Below are 20,907 nucleotides of genomic sequence, written 5' to 3'. Positions count from 1 at the left end.
ACTGATCAGGCTGCAGTTTTGCCCGTCTGCCGGATGTGTTGATCCTCGAACTGTTGCGGGCTGAGATATCCCAGCGCCGAATGGAGCCTGCGTTTGTTGTAGACTTGGTCGATGAAGTGGGGAAGGTGCTCGGCAACCTCCTCGAAGGTTTCAAGCGCCATCGGATAAACCGCCTCGAGCTTCAGGGTCTTCATGAAGCTCTCCGCTTTGGCATTGTCATAAGGATTGCCCTTGCGGCCCATCGAGCCGGCCAGACCGTGGCCGGTGAGAAGCTGCCGGTAAGTCTCGGCGGCATATTGGGAGCCGCGATCGGAATGGTGAACGCAGCCTGGCGGTGGCTTTCTGCGCTCGATTGCGGCGCGCAAGGCGGCGCCCGTCAGGCGGGCATCGATGGCGCGGCTGATGGCGTAGCCGACGATCATGCGCGACCAGACATCGAGAATGATGGCGACGTAGACGAAGCGGACCGGCAGCGCGACATAGGTGATGTCGCCGACCCAGAGTTGGTTCGGACCGGTCGGGACGATGTCCTTTGCCAGATTGGGGAAGATCGGACTGTTGTGATTGCTGTCGGTCGTGGCGACGAACCGGCGTCTGACCTTCGGTTGCAGGCCGTGATCGCGCATCAGGCGGCGGATCTTCTTGTGGTTCACCACAAAGCCTTGCTGGCGCAAGGCCGCGCCCACGCGGCGATAGCCATAAAACTCGAATTCGTCGCAGATCGCGAACATCGTCTCGACGATAGCGGTGTCATCGGCCGGCCATTGCGGACGGTCATAAAAGGTCGAACGCGCCAGATCCATCAGCCGGCATCCTTCGGCGATAGAGAGGCCGGGGGGCCGATGATGGCGGATGTAATCCCGCTTTTCGGCCGCGGAGCATTCTTCAGAGCCCCCTTTAGAAACTCCAGCTCCAGAGCCTGCTTGCCGACCAGCCGCTCAAGCGCGGCGATCCGCGCCTCATATTCCGTGATCAGAGTGGCAGAAGCCGTATCTTCATCGAAGCCGCCTGCCTCATACTTGCCAATCCAGACACGGATCAGGGTGCGGGTGACGTCATGCCGTTTCGCCAAACTGTGCAGCGTCTCGCCCGACAGATATTCCTGCACCACCTGACGCTTGAACGTGATGCTGTAACTACGATGTCTTGCCATGGTTCTCTCTCCGAAAACCCGACAGCCATGGTCAATTCCTCAGGACGATCTGTCCACCCCTAGGGGCGCACTCCAACCGCTGCACACTTTTGGGCGACATGCATTCAATAAACCGGCGGCGAAACCACCCAGATGACAATTGCCGGTTCGGCTCCCGGATTTCGCCAGCGGTAAGGCTTGCCTTCGAAGCGAAAGGAATCGCCTTCGCCAAGCCGATGCCAGACGCCCGCTATCTCGATGTCGAACAGCCCGGACGCGACATATCCGGCTTCCTCGGTCGGCCGCTGCGCCTCGGCCTTCAGCTCAGCGCCGGGCGCGAAGACCGAACGCACCATCTCGAAACTACCGCCGAGGTCGGGCGACAGAAGCTCCTCCACCAGGCCGGTTTCGCTTGTGCCAAGCGTACGGCGCCTGCCGGCGCGTACAATCACGCCGCGCTCGCTTTCGACAGGCACGTCATGGCTGAAGAACAGGCTGATCGGCACGCCGAACAGTTCGGCGAAGGCTCTGAGGTCGCCGAGCGACGGCGTCGACAGGCCACGCTCGACCTGGCTGACCCAGCCGACCGAACGGCCAAGCTTCAGGCCGATCTCGGCGAGCGTCAGCCCGCGCGCCCTGCGCAAGGCCCTGATATCGCCGGCCAGCACGCGCTCGTCAGGTCCCTGTAATGTTCTTGCTGTAGGCGAAGGCAAAACGCTCACTTCATGAAAAAATCCAGTCAAATTTCATGAGAAATCAAGCTCGTGAAAAAATCAAGTGGATTTTCACGGATGCACAAGATTTGCTTGCGCGATTTTGGCGGTTCATGCAAAGGCTCGGGCACGAACGGCGAGTGGGGACGTCCGGTCGAGACGAGGGTTAAGGGACGGCCCATGCTGAAAAACAACACCCGAATTGCGAGCGATGCCGAGATTGTCGACGAGGCAATCCTGTCGCGCCGTTCGGTGCGCGCATTTCTGCCCGACATGGTCGACGACGACACCATCCGGGCCATCCTGGCGGTTGCGGCGCGGGCTCCGTCCGGCACCAACATGCAGCCGTGGAAGGTCTACGTCACCAAGGGCGAGACCAAGCAGCGGATATCAGACGCCATTCTCAATTCCGGCATTCGCGCCGAAAAAGCCGATTGGGACGAGTACCGCTACTATCCCACGCAGTTCTTCGAGCCGTATTTGACCCGCCGCCGCGCCAACGGTTTCGGCCTCTATGGCGCGCTTGGCATCGGCCGCCGCGAGGTCGACAAGATGCGCGCCCAGCACGACCGCAACTTCGTCTTCTTCGATGCGCCGGTCGGTATGATCTTCACCATCGACCGCCGGCTCAACCAGGGCTCATGGATCGACTACGGCATGTTCCTGCAGAACATCATGGTCGCGGCGCGGGGCAGGGGTCTGCACACCTGTCCGCAAGCGGCCTTCGCCCCCTATCACCGGCAGATCAGGCCGGTGCTCAACATTCCGGACGAAGAGATCGTCGTCTGCGGTATGGCGCTTGGCCATGAAGACACGTCAAAACCTGAAAACACCTTCCGCACCGACCGCGTGCCTCTGGAAGAGTGGGTGACGTTCAGCGAATAGCGGCTGCCTGGCCAGTCGACCGACATGGGCGGCATGCACTATTCCGTGTTCATCTGGGCGCCGTGGCCGCTGACATGGGCGCCGTCCTGCGGCGTCAGCTTGAGGTAGGCAAGCAGCGCGCAGAGCGTGATGACGCCCTCGATCACGAACAGGATGCGGAAGTCGTCGGCGATGGCTGGACCACCTCCGGCCAGAAACGACAGTGCCGCGGCAGCCAGGCCGACGCTGATCGCCACTGCCAACTGCCACAAAATGTAATAGAGCGCGCTGAAGCGTGCGAGCTGTTCGGGCGCGATGTCGGAATAGGCGAGGTTGCCGGTCGAGGCCCATTGCGCGGAGCGGAAGACGCCGAAGACGAAGATGTAGGCGAGCACGATCCAGACCGGCGTGGTCGTCTGCATCAAGGCGAAGCCGGCGACCATAAGGGCGACGATCGGCGTGTTGTAAACCAGCACGCGGCGGAAGCCGAAGCGGTTGAGGACGCGCGGCATGAAGAAGCGCATCGCCACCGAGCCGACCGCGGCGACGAAGGTCAGCGATCCCGCCTGCACCGCGCTCATGCCGAAGCCGAGCTGGAACATCAGCGGCAGCAGGAAGACGACGGAGCTGAGACCGATCGTGTCCAGCCCGCCGCCGGTGAGGAACGAAATGCGGAAGGTGCGGATGCGCAAGAGCTTGAGATCGAGCAGCGGATTGCGCACGCGCAGGCAGTAGAACGAGGCGACGGTCAGGATGACGAGCGCCAGCGCCAGTTCGCCGGCAATGATGCCGCCGGCAGCGTCCTTGGCGGCAAGCGAATCCATGCCGAAGACGAGCAGCACCATGCCGCTGCCAACCAGCAGGAAGCCTGGAAAGTCGAACGGCGTGCGCACCGGCTTGGTCATCGTCGGAAACAGCGAGGCGGCAAGAATTGCCGCCGCCAGCGCGAACGGCACATTGATGAAGAAGATCCAGCGCCAGGAAATGTAGGTGGTCAGAGCGCCGCCGACGAGCGGGCCGACCAGCGGTCCGGACTGGCCGGCCAGCGAGATGTACATGTTGATCTTGAGCGTGCGGCTACGCGGAAAGGTCGATAGGATGACGACTTGGCCGAGCGTGCCCATCAAGGCACCGCCGAAGCCTTGCAGTGCACGCGCGCCGACCAGCATCCAGATATCGTTCGACAGTCCGCACAGGGCCGAAGAGGCGGCGAACGCCAGCAAGGCAAAGCAGTAGACGTTGCGCAGGCCAAAGCGGTCGGCGGCCCAACCGCCAAGCGGCATCGAGATGATCAGGCTGGCGACATAGACGGTGATAAGCAGGCCGAGCTGGCTGGGCGGACGGCCGAGGCTTTCGCTGATACCCGGCAGCGCCGTCACCACGACATTCTGGTCTAGGCTGGTCATGAAGACACCGCAGGCGACCGTCAGCGGCAGCAGGAGGAGGGCTCTGGCCGGCACATCGGCGCGATCCGTGGCGCCGGCGGATAGTTCAGCGGTCATGGAGATGTTCGAACCAAACGAATGTGCCGACTGTGAGACGGGATTTCATCCCTTGGGCCGGTTGGGCGGCCACGTTTTTCCACCATGGGCGCCTGCGGCGCGATTCTCTAGCGGCAGAACCGGCTGGCGTTGATGCCAGAAGCAGAAGCGATGCGGCCGTCGGGCCGCGCCGCCTACTGCACCTCGTAGCCGACTTCCTCGCTGGCATGGCAGAGCGCCTTCCAGAACGAGCGTGCGAACGAGCGGAAGACGTAGATGTCGAACTGGTCGGCGCCGGTGCGCTGGATCTGGGCGAAGACATCGTGATGGGTGGTCGAGCGGCCGGCGCCAACCGGAAAGGCCGGCAGCGAAAAGTCGATGGCGAAGAATTTCGCCAGCACCCATTCGGCCTTCGGCCCGGCAATACGAACGGCGGTGCGACCATGCGACAGGTCGGTCACCGTACCAATTGCCGGGGTCACCACTTTGGCAAAGGCCGCGGCCAGCCCTTCGGCCTCGTCGGCAACAGTGAACTTTCCCGGCGCGAAGCCGAACACCGACTTCACGCCGTCGCTCAGGCCACCGCCGGCGCCATCGGGCAGAGCAAGCCCGGTGACGGTGCGGATGGCTGCAATCAGCCTCTTCTCCTCGCCCGGCCAAGCGGCGAGCTGCACAATCGAGCCGGGCCTGGTCTCGGTCAGTATGATTTCGACGCCGTGCTCGAAATTGCCATGCGAGCCGACGTGAAATTCCGGCTCAAGCGGTGATTGGCGCTCAACCATGCATGCGGCTCCCGTCCGGGTCGAAGAAGTGGTTGGAGACGATCTCGACCGGTCCGAACCGGTTGCGCAAGGGATCGGAGACGTGGGCGCGCGTGCCGCGCCGTGCCTTGCCGCCCTTGACCAGTGCCAGCGCGATATGCTTGCCGAGCGCCGGCGAGTAGCAGCAGGCGGTGATGTGGCCGATCGAGCCGTGCGGATTGGCTTCGTCAACCTCTTCGACGATGTGAGCGCCACCGTTGAGCGGCTTGTTGTCGAGCGAAATCAGGCCGACCAGTTCCAGACGGTCAGACGCGATCAGGCCTTCGCGATCCATCATCGCCGAGCCGATGAACGGCTTCTTCTTCGACAGCATCCAGTCGAGATGCAGGTCGCGCGCCGTGGTGCGGCCGTCGATCTCGGCGCCGGTGACATGACCCTTTTCGATGCGCATCGTGCCCAGCGCCTCGAGCCCGTAGGTGACCAGCCCGAACGGCTTGCCGGCTTCAACAAGCGCTTCCCAGACATGGGTGCCGTAGCCGGCGCCGGAATAGACCTCGAACGCCATTTCACCGGAGAAGGACAGCCGGCAGATCATTACCGGCACGCCTGCTATCTCGCCGCGCACGATGCCCATAAAGGGCAGGGTGGCATTGTCGACCGATGTGCCGGTGACACATTTGGCGAGGATCTCCCTAGCCTTTGGCCCGCCGATCGCGGCGCCTGCCCATTCGTCGGTCACCGAGGTGACGTGGACCTTGAGCTCCGGCCAGATCACGTCGAGGAAATATTCCAGATGCTGCATCACCTTGCCGGCATTGGCGGTGGTGGTGGTCATCAGGAAATCCTGCTCCCCGAGCCGCCAGGTGGTGCCGTCGTCGAAGGCTAGGCCGTCCTCGCGCAGCATCAGACCGTAGCGTGCCTTGCCGACGGCCAGCGTCGAAAACATGTTGGTGTAGACGCGGTCGAGGAATAGGGCGGCGTCAGGCCCTTGTACGGCAATCTTGCCCAGTGTCGAGACATCGACGATGCCGGCGCTTTCGCGCGTCGCCTTGGCTTCCCGCACATAGGCCTGCTCGACCGCCTCGCCGGCATGGCCATAGATCATCGGGCGGTACCAGAGGCCGGCGGAATACATCGTCGCGCCATTGGCGAGATGCCAGTCATGCATCGGCGTCAGCCGCTCGGGCTTCAGGTCGCCGAAGCGTTCCGCAGCCAGCGAGCCGATCGACACGGGCGCAAAGGGTGGCCGGAAGCGCGTCGTGCCGACCTCGGGGATCGGCTTGCCCAGCGCTTCGGCCATGATGGCAAGGCCGGGCACGTTGGAGCTCTTGCCCTGGTCGGTCGCCATGCCAAGCGTGGTGTAGCGCTTCAGATGCTCGACCGAAACGAAGCCTTCGCGATGCGCCAGCCGCACGTCCTCGGCTGTGACGTCGTGCTGGAAATCGACAAAGCTCTTGCCCTTGGCCCTGATCTCGAACACCGGCGCGGGATCGGGATCGCCGGGTACGGCTTCGACGGTCGGCAGCACGGACGGTGTGCTCTGTCCGCCGGCGGCGGCAAGGCCGGCGGCGCGTCCTTCGGCGAGCGCTTCGAGCGTCGAAAAACTACCGGTGAAGGCGCCGGCGCCGATCCAGCTCTGTGTCGGCTTCGGTGGCAGGAAGGCCTGCCGCGCGGCGTTCCATTCCGCCTTGGCGCCGGCCTGGCTGGCCAGATGGATGGTCGGCGACCAGCCGCCCGACATCAGCAGGCAATCGGCATGGATGCTGCGCGCATCGCCGATCAGCGCGCCATTGGTCATGTCGAAGCGTTGCAGCTTGAGGCCGGACAGCGCCTTGCCGCCCTCGGTGGCGACGACGGCATGGCCGGCAAAGATCTCGGCCTCGGCTTCCGCGGCCAGCTTGCGCATCTCCGACGAAAGTTCCGGCCTGATGTCTGCGATGGCGACGACCGCGGCACCCGCCTTCTTCAAGGCGACGGCAGCGCGATAGGCGCTGTCATTGTTGGTGAACAGTGCGATCCGCTCGCCCGACAGCACGCCGAATTCGTTGGCATAGCGCTCGGCGGCATGCGCCAGCATCACGCCTGGCCGGTCATTGCCGGGGAACACGAGCGGCCGCTCAAAGGCGCCGGTGGCCAGGACCACGGATTTGGCGCGGATCGCCCAGTAGCGATGGCGCGGCTCGCCCTTGCCTAGCTGCTCCTTGTGGTCGCTGACCCGTTCGAGCGCGGCAAGCGTGTTGTTGTCGTAGTAGCCCCACACCGTGGTGCGCGGCAAAAGCCGGACATTGTCACGGCCTGCGAGCTGGGCGACGATACGGCGGGCCCAATCGGCGGCCGGCGCGCCATCGATCGCTTCATCCGACCAGTTGGCCGAGCCGCCGAAACGCGGCTCGAGATCGGCCAGCATGACGCGCGCGCCCTGATCGGCGGCGGTCTTGGCGGCCATCAGCCCGGCCGGCCCGGAGCCGACCACCAGCACGTCGCAAAAGGCGTTCATGCGTTCGTAGCGGGCCGGGTCCTTCGCCGATCCGGCGCTGCCGAGACCGGCGGCGCGGCGGATGAAATGCTCGCAGAACATCCAGAAGCGCGTGCCTTTGAGCGGACCGAACACAGGTCCCATGAAGGTCTTGTAGTAGAACCCGGCCGACAGGATCTTGCCGCCAAGCTGGTTGACGGCATTGATGTCCCAGGCAAGCGAGGGAAAGCGGTTCTGGCTGACGGCGACCAGCCCGTCATGGATCTCGACCATGGTCGCCGGAATGTTGGGCTCGCGGACCTCGCCCTTCAGCACCGTCACCAGGGCGTTGGGTTCCTCGACACCTGCGGTGAGCAGGCCGCGCGGGCGGTGGTATTTGAACGAACGTCCGTAAAGCGTGACGCCCTTGGCCAGCAGCGCCGATGCCAGCGTATCGCCGGCATGGCCGGTGTAGGGCGCCCCGTCGAAGGTGAAGCGGATGGTTTTCAGCCGGTCGATGCGGCCGCCAGTGTCGGTGCGGCGGGGGCTCATGACTTGTCCTCCGCCTTGCGGCGCGCGGCCGAGCCATGATCGCCGCGCGTAAAGGCAACGCTGGAAATCTCATGCGTCAGCGTGTTGCGCACGACCCGCAGATGCGTGCGGCAACCGCCGGAATGCTGCCAGATCTCGTTGTGGTCGCCGGCCGGGTTCAACCGGTCATAGACATAGGCGTTCCACGCCTCGAAATTCTGCGAGGCGGGGTCGGGACGCTCACGGTTGCCGTCACCTTGATAGGTGAATTCGATGACGTCGCGCGGGCCGCAATAGGGGCAAGTGATCAACATTGGATTCTATTCTTCTTGTTTGACCATGATCTTATCGGAAAACCGGCATCCACTTTTCCGGATCAAGGTCTAATGCAGCCTGGGGTTTGCACCCTGGCCCTTGTCGTCGATCACCAGGCCGCGGTGGAAGCGGTCGAGCGTGAAGGGGGCGTTGAGGTCGTGTGGCTGGTCCTTGGCGATGGTCCAGGCAAAGCACCAGCCGGAAGCCGGCGTCGCCTTGAAGCCGCCATAGCACCAGCCGCAGTTGAGATACATGCCGGGCAGGGGACCGGTGGTGATGATCGGCGAGCCGTCCATCGACATATCGCAAACACCGCCCCAGGAGCGCAGCATGCGCACGCGGGCAAGGCCCGGAAACAGCGCCAGCATCTCGCTCATCACCTCGTCCACAACAGGCAAATTGCCGCGCTGGGCGTAGCTATTGTAGCCGTCGATGTCGCCGCCATAGATGAGACCGCCCTTGTCTGACTGCGACATGTAGAAATGGCCCATGCCGAAGGTCACGACCGTGTCGATGAAGGGTTTCAGCGATTCGGTGACGAAGGCTTGCAGCACATGGCTCTCGATCGGCATCGTCTCGATGCCGGCCAGCTGCATGACGCGTCCGGTGCTGCCGGCGACCGCAACCGCCACCTTCTTGGCGCAGATGTCGCCACGCGAGGTGGACACGCCGGTGATGCGGTCGCCGTCGCGCAGGAAGCCGGTGACCTCGCAATTCTCGATGATGTCGACGCCGCGGCGATCGGCGCCGCGCGCATAGCCCCAGGCCACCGCATCGTGGCGGGCGGTGCCGGCGCGCCGTTGCATCAGGCCGCCGACCACGGGGAAGCGTGCATCATCGGAGATATCGAGCGCCGGGATCAGGCGTTTGATCTCAGCCTTCGTCATCAGTTCGGCGTCGACGCCGAGATGGCGCATGGCGTTGCCGCGCCTGGCATAGTCGTCGAACTGGGCCGGGGTGTGCGCCAGGTTCAGGCAGCCGCGTTGCGAGAACATGACGTTGTAGTTGAGCTCGTGCGATAGGTTCTCCCACAGTTTCATCGAATGTTCGTAGAAGCGGGTGTTGGCCGGCAGCAGATAGTTCGAGCGCACGGCCGTGGTGTTGCGGCCGACATTGCCGGAGCCGAGCCAGCCCTTTTCCACAACCGCCACATTGGTTATGCCATGTTCCTTGGCGAGATAGTAGGCGGTGGCCAGACCGTGGCCGCCGCCGCCGATAATGATGACATCATAGGACGCCTTCGGATCCGGCTTGCGCCAGGCCGGTTTCCAGTCCTTGTTTCCCTTGAGCGCGTTCGCGAGCAGCGAAAAGGCCGAGTACTCTGCCATCATTGTCATCCGGTTCGGGCGATGCGGCAGACTATAGAGCAGGCCGCATCCGCAAAGCCAATATTGCGCCATTGCCTTTCGACTGGCCGACGCATTGCTCGGGGATCAACGGGGACAATGGTCGGATGAGCCGCCGATCAGGCCGGGGTGAGTGATCGATGCGACGGCTTGCCCCATGATATGGCCGTCTTTATCAAGGACAGGCTTTCAAATTGCCTTTGCCGTCCATGAGTCGCCAACAAATCATGCTTTTCCGATTGCTTCGTCTCATTTTGATCCTCACGCTTGTCGTATCGGCGCCGCCGTCGTTCGATGCGGTGGCACAGGGGCTTGGCCAGGCGCCTGCCGGACTGGTCGCCGACCAGCAGAAGATCCTGCAGAGCCTGACGACCAAGACCGACAATTTCGAGAAGCAGATCCAGCAGGACGCCGAGGACGACGGCAGCCTCGTCGATATCCGCTTGCAGTTGGAGGAACTGTCACACCAATCGCTGAACAGCGCGCTGGCCTTCCGCACACGCCTTGGCGAGATCAACAGCCGGCTCGAGCAGCTTGGCGCTGCGCCCGCCGCCGGCCAGCCGCCGGAGCCTGACATCGTCAGCGGCGAACGCCAGGCTCTGGTGTCGGAAAAGGCGGAAATCAACTCGGTCATCGCCGTGGCGCAAACGCTCTCTATCCGCATCAGCGGGCTAATCGACAAGATCGGCAACATGCGCAGCGAGCTGTTCCGTAACCTTTTGACCAAGCGCTACGTGCTGTCCGATGCACTGAGCCCGCAGGTGTTCTCCGACGCCAGGGATGAATTCGGCAATTTCTACAAGGCGGTGTCGTCCTGGCTGAGCTTCGCCTTCAAGTTCAAGTTCCAGGCTATCCTGGCGGCAACCTTCGTGGCGCTCGGGCTGGCACTGGTGCTGCTGGTTGGCGGCAGGCGCCTGTTCGGGCGCGTGTTCGAGGCCGACCCCACCAATGAAGACCCGTCCTATCTCAGCCGCCTGTCGGTGGCCTTCTGGTCGACATTACTGCCGACGCTGGCGGTCGGCGCCTTTCTCGGCTCGACTATCTTCTTTTTCAATTATTACAATGTCTTGCGGGGCGACATTGGTCTGTTCCTCAATGCGCTGGCGGCCGTCATCGGGGTTGTGTTCTGCGTTAACCGGCTGACCAATGCAGCACTGTCGCCGCGACTGCCGAACTGGCGCCTTATACCGGTCGAAACGGGGCCGGCGCGCTGGTTGGTGCGGTTGACGACCGCCATGGCGGTGGTCATCGGCTTCAACTATTTCCTGTCGATCGTTAACGACAAGATGGGCTCGCCGCTTTCGCTGACCATCGCCCGCAGTTTCGGCGCCACCATCATCGTCGGCGTCATCCTGATCCTGATGGCGATGCTGAGGCCTTTCAAAGCGCGTGACGGAAGCTGGCGGCCGTGGCCGGCGTGGCTGCGATATACATCACTTGCGCTTGGCCTGTTCACCATAGTCGCCGCACTGCTCGGCTATATCGGTCTTGGCCTGTTTGTCTCTTCGCAGGTCGTCGTCACGGGCACCGTCTTGATCACCGCCTATATCGGCTTCCTGTCGGCGCGGGCGATCGGCGAGGAGGGCGCTTTCGCCAACACCTCCGTCGGGCGCTGGCTGTCGGCCAATTCTAGCTACGAGGATACCGCGCTCGACCAGCTCGGCCTTGTCGTCAGCGTCGCTATCAATGTGATGATCGTGCTGGTGTTTCTGCCGTTGATCCTGCTGATGTGGGGCTTCCAGCCTGGCGACATCGAGGCCTGGGCCTACAAGCTCGCAACCGGGATCAATATCGGCTCGGTGACGATTTCGGTCACCGGCATCCTTTCGGGCATCGTCGTCTTCGTCATCGGCTATTTCCTGACGCGCTGGTTCCAGGGCTGGCTCGACGGTTCGGTGATGGCGCGCGGCAAGGTCGATACCGGGGTGCGCAATTCGATCCGGCTGGCGGTCGGCTATGCCGGCGTCGCGCTTGCGGCCCTCGTCGGCATCTCGGCGGCGGGCATCGACCTGTCCAGTCTTGCTCTGGTCGCCGGTGCTCTTTCCCTCGGTATCGGTTTTGGCCTGCAGAATGTGGTGTCCAATTTCGTCTCCGGCCTGATCCTTTTGGCCGAGCGGCCGTTCAAGGTCGGCGACTGGATCGTCGCCGGCGATGTCAGCGGAACGGTCAAGAAGATCAGCGTGCGCGCCACCGAGATCGAGACCTTCCAGCGGCAGTCGGTGATTCTGCCCAATTCGAACCTGATCAACAACGCCGTCGGCAACTGGACGCACCGCAACAAGCTCGGCCGCGTCGACATCAAGGTCGGCGTCGCCTATGGCAGCGACGTCAAGCAGGTTCATGCCATCCTGCTGGAGATCGCACGCAGCCACCCGCTGGTGCTGAAGAACCCCGAACCGTTCGTGCTGTTTTCCAATTTCGGCACAGCAGCGCTCGAGTTCGAGATCCGCGTGTTCCTGGCCGACGTGATGAACGGCAACATCGCGCAAAACGACATCCGTTTTGCCGTGCTCGAAAGGTTCAGCGGCGAGCACATCGAAATTCCCTCGACGCCGCGCGCCGTCGTCGAGATCCACAAGCCCAAGGCCTGGCCGACCGACGACGACAAGATCGAGGCCGACTTCGCCGAACAGGAACAGGTGAAGGCCGAAGCCGAGGCGGAGAAGAAGCGACTGGCCAAGTCCCGCAAGACCAAGAAACCCGATCCGGACTAGGCCCAGGATCTGTGGCCGCAATCCCGCCGAAAGCCAATTGCGGCATGAATGCGGCATTCAGTTGCGGTTCAGCTTCCATCTCATATAAGCTCCCATGCAAAGGCGAAAATGCCTTGCGAAATGCAACAGAGGCGGTGGGAACACCGATATTGCACCATGTGGAAGTCTCTCGTCGCTGCCGTCGCCCTGGTCGCCGCCATCGGCTCGGCCCATGCCGCGAGCGCGGTCAACAAGGACGCCGAGACCCGCACGCTGGTCGTGACCGAGGGCGGCAGCAAGACCGACCTCGCGCTGGCCGGAGGCGAAACGGTTGAGTTCTGCCCGAATGGCTGTTTCGTCACCTTGCCGAACGGCGACCTCGAAGCCCTGACCGGTTCGGAAACCGTCGAAATCTCGGGCGGCGTCGCCCGCATCAAGTAATTCCGACGGCACGATTGGAAAGGCCGGGCAATTTGCTCGGCCTTTTATCGTTTCCGGTAGCGATTGTTTAACAACGACGCCGGAAATACCGCGGTGGCAGCCGCCTACAACCGGGCGTTTTAACGTTCGATATGCCGTTCCCGGCTATACCAGCTTCAAGACGCCGAAACGCGGCGCGCAACGAGATCCGTTCTGCGGATCATACGCTGGCAGGGCAGGACGGACATGGATGCGCGGTCGGACAGGAACGCAATACCGCTTGCGGTCGATCTCGATGGCACACTGATCGCGACCGACCTGTTGTGGGAAGGGCTATTCATCCTTCTCAAGAAGAACCCGCTCTATATCTTCCTCGTGCCGTTCTGGGCCGCCGGCGGGCCGGCGCGGCTGAAGCAGGCGATCGCGCAGCGCATCGACATCGATCCGGCATCGCTGCCCTATCGCGAGGTGTTGCTTTGCCGCCTCCGGACCGAGCACGCCGAGGGTCGCAAGATCGTGCTGGCGACCGGCACGCCGCGCAAGTTCGCAGACGCAATCGCTAGCCATCTCGGCATATTCGACCGGGTGCTGGCCACCGACGGTCTCGCCAATCTCACCTCGGGCAGGAAGCGCGCCTCGCTGATCGCGGCCTATGGCGATGGCGGCTTCGACTACGCCGGCAACAGTCGCCATGATCTCCAGGTCTTTGACGCCGCGCGCAACGCGATTGTCGTCGCACCCGACCGTCATGCCGCGCGCTGGCAAGCAGCACATGGCGCCGAGACGATGCCGGCGCCGGAGCCGAATTTGCGGACCATCGTCAAGATGCTGCGCGTGCATCAGTGGCTGAAGAACTCGCTGATCGCCGTGCCGATGGTGCTCTCGCACGAATACTTCAATTGGGACATGATCTGGGAATGCCTGCTGGCATTCGTCTCGTTCAGCGCGGTGGCCTCGGCCATCTACATCCTCAACGATTTCTTCGACCTTGCGCTCGACCGCAAGCACCTCACCAAGCGCAACAGGCCGTTCGCCAGCGGTGCGCTGTCGATCCCGTTCGGGCTTGGCGCGATCGCGGTGCTTTTGGCGATCGGCATCGGCACGGGGCTGTTTCTGCCGCCCGAATTCCTGGCTGTGCTCGGCGGCTACATGGTCGTCACCACGGCCTATTCGCTGTCGTTCAAGCGCATGCTGCTGGTCGACGTGCTGACGCTCGCCGGTCTCTATACCATCCGCGTTCTGGCGGGTGCGGCGGCGACCGGCGTCGATGTCTCGTTCTGGCTGCTTGCCTTCTCGATCTTCTTCTTCCTGTCGCTGGCGCTGGTGAAGCGCTTTGTCGAACTGCGCACCACCGTCATTCCGCCTGGGGAGCGCATTGCCGGGCGCGGCTATCGCACCGAAGACCAGGAGATCGTCGCCCAGGCCGGCATGGCCTCGGCCTTCTCCTCGGCGCTGGTTCTGGCGCTCTACATGGATAGTGTCGCGGTGCGCCAGCTTTATCCGCATCCGTGGCTGATCTGGCCGCTGGCGCCGATTGTGCTTTATCTCACCATACGCGTCTGGATCCTGGCGCGCCGCGACGAGATGCATGACGATCCGGTCGTCTTCATCATCCGCGACTGGCGCAGCCAGATCGTGGTGCTGATCGGCGCGGTGATGCTGGTCGTCGGGGGCTGGTAGGCATGGCCACGGAGCGGTTCCCGAGCTTTGGCCTTGCCACACCATCGGCGCCACGCGCCATCGGTGCCGATGAGGGGATCGCGCTGCTGAAGGGCGGTCAGGCGAAGCCAGCGTCTTTGCTTGCCTATGGCAATGGCCGCTCCTACGGCGATTCCTGCCAGAACCAGGCCGGCGCGGTCGTCGATATGCGATCGCAGAACCGGATCCGCGCCTTCAACGCCGAAACCGGTGTTCTCGAAGCGGATGCCGGCGTGCTGTTGTCCGACATCATCGCCCACGCTGCCCCCTACGGCTTCTTCCCGGCGGTTGTGCCAGGCACCCAATTCGTCACGCTTGGCGGCGCCATCGCCAATGACGTGCATGGCAAGAACCATCACCGGCGCGGCACATTCGGCTGCCATGTCGAGAGCTTCACGCTGCTCAGGTCCGACGGCAAGACCCTTCGCTGCTCGGCATCGGGCAATGCGCGGCTGTTTGCAGCGACGATCGGCGGCATGGGGCTGACCGGCCTCATCCTGTCGGCCTCGATCCGGCTGATGCGGGTTCCTTCCCTCGACATCGTCGAGAAGGCGACGCCGTTTCGCGACCTCGGCGAATTCTTCGACCTGGCCGCGGCGGCCGATCAGGCCAATGAGTATGCGGTCGCCTGGATCGATCAGCTTGCCGGCGGTCGCAACAGCGGTCGCGGGTTGCTGTTGTCAGGCAATCACGCCGAGCACGGCTCGCATGCCGCCTCGCGCGCCGGCGGCAATCTCTCGGTGCCGGTCCAGCCGCCGTTCAATGTGCTCAACCGGCCGTTCCTGACAGCCTTCAACGCCGCCTACAGGTGGAAGAAGGGCAGGGCAACAGTGGCGCGCCAGACCGGATATCAGGGCTTCTTCTTTCCGCTTGACGGCGTGCGCGACTGGAACCGGCTATACGGGCCTAAAGGGCTGTTCCAGCACCAGAGCGTGGTGCCGGAAGCGGCGGCGCGCGAGGCCGTGCCGGCACTGCTGGCGGCTGCAAGGCAAGCCGGGCAGGGCTCGTTCCTCACCGTGCTGAAACGCTTCGGCTCCATCCGCTCGCCGGCCCTGCTCTCGTTCCCGCGCCCCGGCTACACGCTGACGCTGGATTTCCCCAACAGGGGGGCAGCGACGCTCGCCTTGTTGCGAGACCTCGATCGGATCACGGTCGAGGCCGGTGGCGCGGTCAACCCCTACAAGGACGCCCGTATGGGCGCCGACATCTTCGCTTCGTCTTTTCCCGAATGGCAGCGGCTGGAAGCACTGCGCGATCCCGCCTTCATTTCTGATTTCTGGGCGCGGACGGCAAGGAAGCTGGACACGCGGCGAGGTGCGGTCGAGGCGGCGGAATAGATAAAACTCGAGTAATTATTGGTTACCGAATCGTTAAATCAACGGTTCACTCAAAACATTCTTGTGGCTTCACGAAATGTTTGCGGGTTTGTAATAGGAAACGTGAAGGGGTGGCTTGGAACACATGAAATACATCGTCTTCATTCTCTTTACGGTCATGACCAATGCTGCTGCACAGCTGATGCTGAAGCAAGGCATGATGTCGCTCGGGCCGATCTCGTTCGAGGGCGTCAATCCGCTCGTCAAGCTGTTGCAGATCGTCTTCAGCCCTTGGGTGTTCCTGGGCCTCTGCACCTTTGTCATCTCGATGGCCTCGCATCTCTATGTGCTGTCCAAGGTCGAGCTTTCCTTCGCCTATCCGTTCCTCAGCCTCGCCTATGTCGCCGTCGCCATCTTCGCCTATTTCGTCTTCCGCGAGGATCTCAATGGCTGGCGCATCGCCGGCATCGCCTTCATCTGCGTCGGCACGGTGCTGATCGCGCAGAGCGGGCGAGAGCGTGAGGACCAGGCGGCTTCCATCACGCCCGACAAGATCCAAGCAAACGAGATCGTTCGATGAGACATGTGATTTTCGGCGGCGACGGTTTCGTCGGCCGCCACCTTGCCCCGAAGCTTGTGGCCGATGGTGAAGAGGTTGTCGTCGCTGACATCGTCAAGAGCGACCTGCCGCATTACCGTAGCGTCCGCTTTATCCAATGCGACGTCACCGATCCGGCGTCGGTCGCTTCGGTTGGGCTCAAGGCCGACGACATGATCTACAATCTGTCGGCCAAGATGCTGTCGCCGATCCAGGTGCGCGCCAAGCGGCACGATTTCTTCTTTCCGGTGAATTTCCATGGCACCGAGCACATCATGCAGGCCATGGACAGAGCCGGCGCAGCCAAGCTCGTCCACTACACGACCGATATGATCTACGGCCACACGGTCACCCAGCCGATGACCGAAGAACATCCGGTCGCGCCGCTTGGCGAATATGGCTGGTCGAAGCAGAAGACCGAGGAGCTGGCGGCCGAATGGCGCAAGCGCGGCATGTCGATCTCGCTGTTTCGCCCGCGTTTGATCATCGGCCCCGGCCGGCTCGGCATCCTGGAAAAACTGTTCAAGCTGATCGACTGGAATCTTCCCGTGCCGATGATCGGTTCGGGCAGGAACCCCTATCAGTTCATTTCTGTTTTCGATTGTGCGGAAGCTGCCCGCGCGGCCTGGAAGGCCGGCGTGCCAAACGAGGCTTATAATCTGGGTTCGCTCAACCCGCCGCCGGTGAAGAAGTTACTTGGCGATTTGATCAGACATGCCGGTTCGAAATCGATCCTGTTGCCTACGCCAGGCTGGGCGGTCAAGCGCACGCTCGACCTGCTCGACCTCTTGAACATGCCGATCATGGATCCGGAGCAATATCTGATTGCCGACGAGGAGTGCGTGCTCGACGTGTCCAAGGCCGGGCGTCAGCTCGGCTGGATGCCGCAGTATCGCGACGAGGACATGCTGATCGCCGCCTATAGCGAGTACCGCGCCAAGAAGGCCGGTCACGCAGTCGTCACCACACATGTGCCCGCCGAATAGCGGCTCGCAAAACAGCTTTCGTTGCGCCCGATCCTGGTCGTGCGTGCAGACAGGAGATTGAAATGACCGTTATGGCCAAGCCCGAACAGACCAACGTGCGCACCATGGTCAGCGCGCCGTCGCTGTCGCCCGCCACCATCGCCAAGCCCGACCTGATCAGTGTCGAGCAGGCCAAGGCGATGGATGTCGCCCGCATGACCGACCTGTTCAAGGCGCATCTCAACCCCGGCCAGCTGCATTTCATGAAGCTGCTCGGCTTCCACAAGATCAAGATCGAGCGCGCCGAAGGCATGTTCTACATCGACCAGAACGGCCGCAAGATCCTCGACTTCTTCGGCGGCTTCGGTTCGCTGGCCTTCGGCCACAACCATCCGCGCATCCTGGAAGCACGCAAGAAATTCCAGGAGGAGAAGCGCCAGGAAATCGCCATCGCCTTCATGTCGCAATATGCGGCAGCACTTGCGCACAACATCGCCAAGTGCTCGCCCGGCGATCTCGACATGGTGTTTTTGGGCTCGTCCGGCTCGGAAGCCATGGAAGCGGCGGTGAAGCTCGCCGAGCGCGCCGCCGGCCCAAAGCGGCCGAAGATCGTCTATGCCGAGAATTCCTTCCACGGCAAGACCAAGGGCGTGCTGGGCATCACCGACGGCCAGCTCTACCGCGCCGACTTCAAGATGGCCGATAACACCGTCCGCATTCCGTTCGCCGACATCGAGGCGGTCGAGCGCCTGTTCCGCTCCGACCCGGAGGTCGGCGTCATCGTGCTCGAGACCATCCAGGGCGGCGGCGGCATCATCCAGGCGCCGGCGGAATATTGGCAGAAGCTGCGCGCGCTGTGCGACCAGTACGGCGTGCTGTGGGTCGCCGACGAAGTGCAGTGCGGCTATGGCCGTTCGGGCCGCTTCTATGCCTTCGAGCATTACGGCGTCATTCCCGATGTGACGGCGCTGGCCAAGTCGCTCGGCGCCGGCAAGGCGGCGGTCGGCGCGATGATTGCGCGGCGCGAGGTCTATATGAAGGCCTATGGCACGCCGAAGACGGCGATGATCCATGCCATGGCGACCTTCGGCGGCATGGGCGAGGCCTGCGTCACCTCGATCGAGGGGCTCAACGTGCTCTATGATGAGGGGTTGATCGACAATGCCGCCGTCACTGGCGACTATCTGTTGCAGCGGCTGCAGGCGCTTAGGGAAAAATACCCGAAGATCATCAAGGATGTGCGCGGCAAGGGTTTTATGATCGGCCTGGAGTTCCACGACTTCTCGCAGACCTTGCCGATGGTGCTGCGGCCGATCGTCAGCGTGCTCGACGACAAGCTGAAGGGCTCGCTGTCGGGCTTCGTCGGGGCGCTACTGCTGCGCGACTATGACGTGCTCGTCGCCTTCACCGAATACAACCGCAACGTCATCCGGCTCGAGCCGCCGCTGATCTGCCAGCGTGAGCATGTCGACCGCTTCGTCGATGCCTTCGACGGCCTGCTGTCGCGCGGCATCGTGTCGATCGTGAAGGACTTCGTCAAAAGCCAAGTCCGTTAGAAACGAAGCTCGCTGAGTTCGACAATGCTGACCAGGTCGCCCGCACCGAACAATCCACTCGACCGGCTCGCCGAGGCCGGTCTGGCGTGGGGCGAGGGGACTTATGCTCGGCTGGCGGCACCCATCGGCGCGGCGGCCTTCGCGCTCTACATCCTTTTTACTGCGTTCACCGCCTGGGTGATGCCAGATGCCAACTGGGACATGCTGCCCTATCTCGCCATAGCAGAGCAGGGCACCTATCCCGATGCCCAGGCACTGCACGACTATGCCTATAGCACCGTGAAAGCCGGCGTTTCAGCTGGCGACTACAAGGCGCTGACCGACGATGGCGGCGGCTTCCGCAGCCACATGACGGAGAATGCCGCCGATTTCCATTCTCTGCTCGGCATGTACCGGATCAAGTTCCTCTACGCCGAGATACTGTCGACGATGAGCGCGGTGATGTCGCCGGTCGAGGCGATGCGCCTGGTACAGGTGTTCTCCGTGCTGCTGTTCGGCGCGATCGCCCTGATGTGGCTGCGCTCCGAGGGGGCGCTGGCCTTGGCGCCTTTAGTCGGCGCGGTGCTGATCATGGCTGATTTCGGCGATGCGGCGCGTGCCTCGACGCCGGATCTGCTCACTTCAGCGCTGTTGCTTGGCGGGCTCTACGCCTATGTCCGCGGCCGCGAGGTGGCGACGGCGATCCTGCTCTTTCTCGCCTTCATGGTGCGGCCGGACAATATTGTTTTCCTTGCTGTGTTTGCTGTGCTGCTGGTCGCGTACCGGCAGAAGGCGTGGGGTGCGCTGGCCGGTTTTGCCGCTTCCTTCGTTGCCTATTTCGCCATTTCGCACTGGGCCCATCATCCCGGCTGGTGGCCACATCTGTGGTTCTCCAGCATCGAACAGCACTACAATATGGACGGGTTCGAGCCGCCATTCTCGGTGGTCGCCTATCTCAGGGCCTTCGCCACCTCGCTGCTGCGCGCCGTCAGCCTGAGCAGCTGGGTCGGTGTGTCGGTGCTGGCACTGGCCGGCTGGTTTGCCGCCGCCCGCGCCGGCTTCCGCCTCGATCGCCGCGCCGGCATCCTGTTTGCGGCACTGGTGCTCGGTGCGCTGGCGAAGTTCACCGTCTTCCCGATCCACGACACCCGCATCTATTTCCCCCATCTGATCCCGCCATTCCTGTTGCTGGCGACGCAGTTCATGGCGCTGTGGGCAGCCGTGGCTCGCGGCCAGAATCGCGCCGCCATGCAAATCATTCCCGGAGACAAATCATGAGGTCGCTATCCAGCCTGGCGCGCATTGCCCTGTCGCTTGGTCTTCCGAAGGGAGTTCTCGATCGCGGCCCGTCGCTGCGCGGCACGAAGTTCCTGGCCAAGGCGGCGCTGAAGGCGCGCTTTGGTGGGGCAGGGCGACCGTTCCAGATGGTCAATGTCGGCGCCTGCGACGGCGCACTGTTCGACGATGTGACGCCGTGGCTGCACCGCATAGCTGGCGCACGCGCCATGCTGGTCGAGCCGATCCCGTACAATCAGAAACGACTGCGCGCCAATTATCCCGACACGGACCGCTTCGTCATCGAGCCGGTGGCGGTGACAAAGGCCAAGGGCACGATCACCGTCCATACCTTCGATGCCGCCGCACTCGAGGCCGGCACGCTGCCGATCGAGTTCATCGGCTGCTCGTCGGTCACCGACACCAATCTGATGTCGGGCAAGAATGCCTGGGGCGAGGCCGACACCAATTTCAACAAGTTCGCACCACATCTCAGGGACATCGAGGTGCCATCCGAGACCCTGCAGACGCTGCTCGATCGCAACGGCATCACCCATATCGACGCCTTCCTCGTCGATTGCGAGGGCGCCGACTGGATCGTCTTCGAACAGCTCGACCTCAAGCGCTACCGCCCCGGCATGATCAAGGTCGAGGTCGGCGCGCTGCCCGCCCCGGAGATCGGCCAGGTCGTGGTCAAGCTGAAGACGGCGGGCTACCAGGTCGGCTTCCAGGCCGAGGACGTCTGGGCCTTCGCCTGAGCTGATCCAGCGAAAAGAGAGCCGCACAAGGCGCCCGGTGTGAACCATTCG

At 63.0% G+C, this 20,907-nt stretch carries 18 protein-coding genes; 10 read left to right on the top strand and 8 right to left on the bottom strand.

Going from position 1 to position 20,907, the window contains the following annotated elements:
• Window positions 1-5 precede the first annotated feature (5 nt).
• The 3 genes from EJ076_RS23475 to EJ076_RS23465 all read right to left on the bottom strand — a co-directional run bounded on the left by EJ076_RS23475 (window position 6) and on the right by EJ076_RS23465 (window position 1,854).
• A complete protein-coding gene (locus EJ076_RS23475) occupies window positions 6-824 on the bottom strand; it encodes an IS3 family transposase (RefSeq protein ID WP_245463093.1) in 819 nt (272 codons plus the stop codon).
• Window positions 803-1,153 (bottom strand): transposase, encoded by a 351-nt coding sequence (locus EJ076_RS23470; RefSeq protein WP_126068667.1) that lies wholly within the window; start codon window positions 1,151-1,153, stop codon window positions 803-805. The genes EJ076_RS23475 and EJ076_RS23470 overlap by 22 nt, the downstream gene beginning before the upstream one ends.
• A 104-nt stretch (window positions 1,154-1,257) precedes the next feature.
• Entirely contained in the window at window positions 1,258-1,854 is a 597-nt protein-coding gene (locus tag EJ076_RS23465) for an XRE family transcriptional regulator (RefSeq protein ID WP_245462867.1), read from the bottom strand.
• 171 nt (window positions 1,855-2,025) lie between these two features.
• On the opposite strand from EJ076_RS23465, the gene EJ076_RS23460 reads away from it, so the two are divergent.
• Entirely contained in the window at window positions 2,026-2,730 is a 705-nt protein-coding gene (locus tag EJ076_RS23460; protein WP_164548715.1) for a nitroreductase, read from the top strand.
• A gap of 38 nt (window positions 2,731-2,768) precedes the next feature.
• On the opposite strand, the gene EJ076_RS23455 is transcribed toward EJ076_RS23460, so the two are convergent.
• The 5 genes from EJ076_RS23455 to EJ076_RS23435 all read right to left on the bottom strand — a co-directional run bounded on the left by EJ076_RS23455 (window position 2,769) and on the right by EJ076_RS23435 (window position 9,580).
• Complete coding sequence (locus EJ076_RS23455; RefSeq protein ID WP_126069419.1) at window positions 2,769-4,211, bottom strand: MFS transporter; 1,443 nt, start codon at window positions 4,209-4,211, stop codon at window positions 2,769-2,771.
• A 173-nt stretch (window positions 4,212-4,384) separates the two neighbouring features.
• The gene (locus EJ076_RS23450) at window positions 4,385-4,972 is read right to left on the bottom strand and encodes a sarcosine oxidase subunit gamma (protein ID WP_126069418.1); all 588 of its coding nucleotides are present in this window, start codon (window positions 4,970-4,972) and stop codon (window positions 4,385-4,387) included.
• A complete protein-coding gene (locus EJ076_RS23445; protein WP_126069417.1) occupies window positions 4,965-7,958 on the bottom strand; it encodes a sarcosine oxidase subunit alpha in 2,994 nt (997 codons plus the stop codon). The genes EJ076_RS23450 and EJ076_RS23445 overlap by 8 nt, the downstream gene beginning before the upstream one ends.
• Window positions 7,955-8,251, bottom strand: a complete 297-nt coding sequence (locus EJ076_RS23440) for a sarcosine oxidase subunit delta (protein ID WP_126069416.1) — start codon at window positions 8,249-8,251, stop codon at window positions 7,955-7,957. The genes EJ076_RS23445 and EJ076_RS23440 overlap by 4 nt, the downstream gene beginning before the upstream one ends.
• A 69-nt stretch (window positions 8,252-8,320) precedes the next feature.
• A complete protein-coding gene (locus EJ076_RS23435; RefSeq protein ID WP_126069415.1) occupies window positions 8,321-9,580 on the bottom strand; it encodes a sarcosine oxidase subunit beta in 1,260 nt (419 codons plus the stop codon).
• Between the two features lie 245 nt (window positions 9,581-9,825).
• Here EJ076_RS23435 and EJ076_RS23430 point away from each other — a divergent pair, with 245 nt between their 5' ends.
• The 9 genes from EJ076_RS23430 to EJ076_RS23390 all read left to right on the top strand — a co-directional run bounded on the left by EJ076_RS23430 (window position 9,826) and on the right by EJ076_RS23390 (window position 20,856).
• Window positions 9,826-12,312: a mechanosensitive ion channel family protein gene (locus EJ076_RS23430; RefSeq protein WP_126069414.1), complete on the top strand. Its 2,487-nt coding sequence runs from the start codon at window positions 9,826-9,828 to the stop codon at window positions 12,310-12,312.
• 156 nt (window positions 12,313-12,468) lie between these two features.
• Entirely contained in the window at window positions 12,469-12,732 is a 264-nt protein-coding gene (locus tag EJ076_RS23425; protein ID WP_056596396.1) for a hypothetical protein, read from the top strand.
• Window positions 12,733-12,957: 225 nt separating this feature from the next.
• On the top strand, window positions 12,958-14,391 hold the full coding sequence (locus EJ076_RS23420; protein WP_126069413.1) for a UbiA family prenyltransferase: 1,434 nt from the start codon (window positions 12,958-12,960) through the stop codon (window positions 14,389-14,391).
• A 2-nt stretch (window positions 14,392-14,393) separates the two neighbouring features.
• The gene (locus EJ076_RS23415; RefSeq protein WP_126069412.1) at window positions 14,394-15,746 is read left to right on the top strand and encodes an FAD-binding oxidoreductase; all 1,353 of its coding nucleotides are present in this window, start codon (window positions 14,394-14,396) and stop codon (window positions 15,744-15,746) included.
• Window positions 15,747-15,870: 124 nt separating this feature from the next.
• Window positions 15,871-16,305, top strand: coding sequence for an EamA family transporter (locus EJ076_RS23410; RefSeq protein ID WP_109667844.1), 435 nt, complete (start codon window positions 15,871-15,873; stop codon window positions 16,303-16,305).
• Entirely contained in the window at window positions 16,302-17,309 is a 1,008-nt protein-coding gene (locus tag EJ076_RS23405) for an NAD(P)-dependent oxidoreductase (protein WP_126069411.1), read from the top strand. The genes EJ076_RS23410 and EJ076_RS23405 overlap by 4 nt, the downstream gene beginning before the upstream one ends.
• 104 nt (window positions 17,310-17,413) lie before the next feature.
• Window positions 17,414-18,844: an aspartate aminotransferase family protein gene (locus EJ076_RS23400; protein ID WP_245463106.1), complete on the top strand. Its 1,431-nt coding sequence runs from the start codon at window positions 17,414-17,416 to the stop codon at window positions 18,842-18,844.
• A 24-nt stretch (window positions 18,845-18,868) separates the two neighbouring features.
• The gene (locus tag EJ076_RS23395; RefSeq protein WP_126069409.1) at window positions 18,869-20,101 is read left to right on the top strand and encodes a glycosyltransferase 87 family protein; all 1,233 of its coding nucleotides are present in this window, start codon (window positions 18,869-18,871) and stop codon (window positions 20,099-20,101) included.
• The gene (locus EJ076_RS23390; RefSeq protein ID WP_109667835.1) at window positions 20,098-20,856 is read left to right on the top strand and encodes an FkbM family methyltransferase; all 759 of its coding nucleotides are present in this window, start codon (window positions 20,098-20,100) and stop codon (window positions 20,854-20,856) included. The genes EJ076_RS23395 and EJ076_RS23390 overlap by 4 nt, the downstream gene beginning before the upstream one ends.
• Window positions 20,857-20,907: the final 51 nt, after the last annotated feature.

This window comes from Mesorhizobium sp. M7D.F.Ca.US.005.01.1.1, from assembly GCF_003952545.1.
Classification (GTDB): Bacteria; Pseudomonadota; Alphaproteobacteria; order Rhizobiales; family Rhizobiaceae; genus Mesorhizobium; species Mesorhizobium loti.
The sequence above is the reverse complement of the archived record's forward strand: the minus strand, read 5'-3'. Positions and strand labels throughout refer to the sequence as shown.

Excerpts from the sequence above, each read along its gene's own strand:
- EJ076_RS23470 (WP_126068667.1), bottom strand. The coding sequence starts at position 1,153 with ATGGCAAGACATCGTAGTTACAGCATCACGTTCAAGCGTCAGGTGGTG.
- EJ076_RS23460 (WP_164548715.1), top strand. The coding sequence starts at position 2,026 with ATGCTGAAAAACAACACCCGAATTGCGAGCGATGCCGAGATTGTCGAC.
- EJ076_RS23455 (WP_126069419.1), bottom strand. The coding sequence starts at position 4,211 with ATGACCGCTGAACTATCCGCCGGCGCCACGGATCGCGCCGATGTGCCG.
- EJ076_RS23450 (WP_126069418.1), bottom strand. The coding sequence starts at position 4,972 with ATGGTTGAGCGCCAATCACCGCTTGAGCCGGAATTTCACGTCGGCTCG.
- EJ076_RS23445 (WP_126069417.1), bottom strand. The coding sequence starts at position 7,958 with ATGAGCCCCCGCCGCACCGACACTGGCGGCCGCATCGACCGGCTGAAA.
- EJ076_RS23440 (WP_126069416.1), bottom strand. The coding sequence starts at position 8,251 with ATGTTGATCACTTGCCCCTATTGCGGCCCGCGCGACGTCATCGAATTC.
- EJ076_RS23435 (WP_126069415.1), bottom strand. The coding sequence starts at position 9,580 with ATGGCAGAGTACTCGGCCTTTTCGCTGCTCGCGAACGCGCTCAAGGGA.
- EJ076_RS23430 (WP_126069414.1), top strand. The coding sequence starts at position 9,826 with ATGCTTTTCCGATTGCTTCGTCTCATTTTGATCCTCACGCTTGTCGTA.
- EJ076_RS23425 (WP_056596396.1), top strand. The coding sequence starts at position 12,469 with ATGTGGAAGTCTCTCGTCGCTGCCGTCGCCCTGGTCGCCGCCATCGGC.
- EJ076_RS23420 (WP_126069413.1), top strand. The coding sequence starts at position 12,958 with ATGGATGCGCGGTCGGACAGGAACGCAATACCGCTTGCGGTCGATCTC.
- EJ076_RS23415 (WP_126069412.1), top strand. The coding sequence starts at position 14,394 with ATGGCCACGGAGCGGTTCCCGAGCTTTGGCCTTGCCACACCATCGGCG.
- EJ076_RS23410 (WP_109667844.1), top strand. The coding sequence starts at position 15,871 with ATGAAATACATCGTCTTCATTCTCTTTACGGTCATGACCAATGCTGCT.
- EJ076_RS23405 (WP_126069411.1), top strand. The coding sequence starts at position 16,302 with ATGAGACATGTGATTTTCGGCGGCGACGGTTTCGTCGGCCGCCACCTT.
- EJ076_RS23400 (WP_245463106.1), top strand. The coding sequence starts at position 17,414 with ATGGTCAGCGCGCCGTCGCTGTCGCCCGCCACCATCGCCAAGCCCGAC.
- EJ076_RS23395 (WP_126069409.1), top strand. The coding sequence starts at position 18,869 with ATGCTGACCAGGTCGCCCGCACCGAACAATCCACTCGACCGGCTCGCC.
- EJ076_RS23390 (WP_109667835.1), top strand. The coding sequence starts at position 20,098 with ATGAGGTCGCTATCCAGCCTGGCGCGCATTGCCCTGTCGCTTGGTCTT.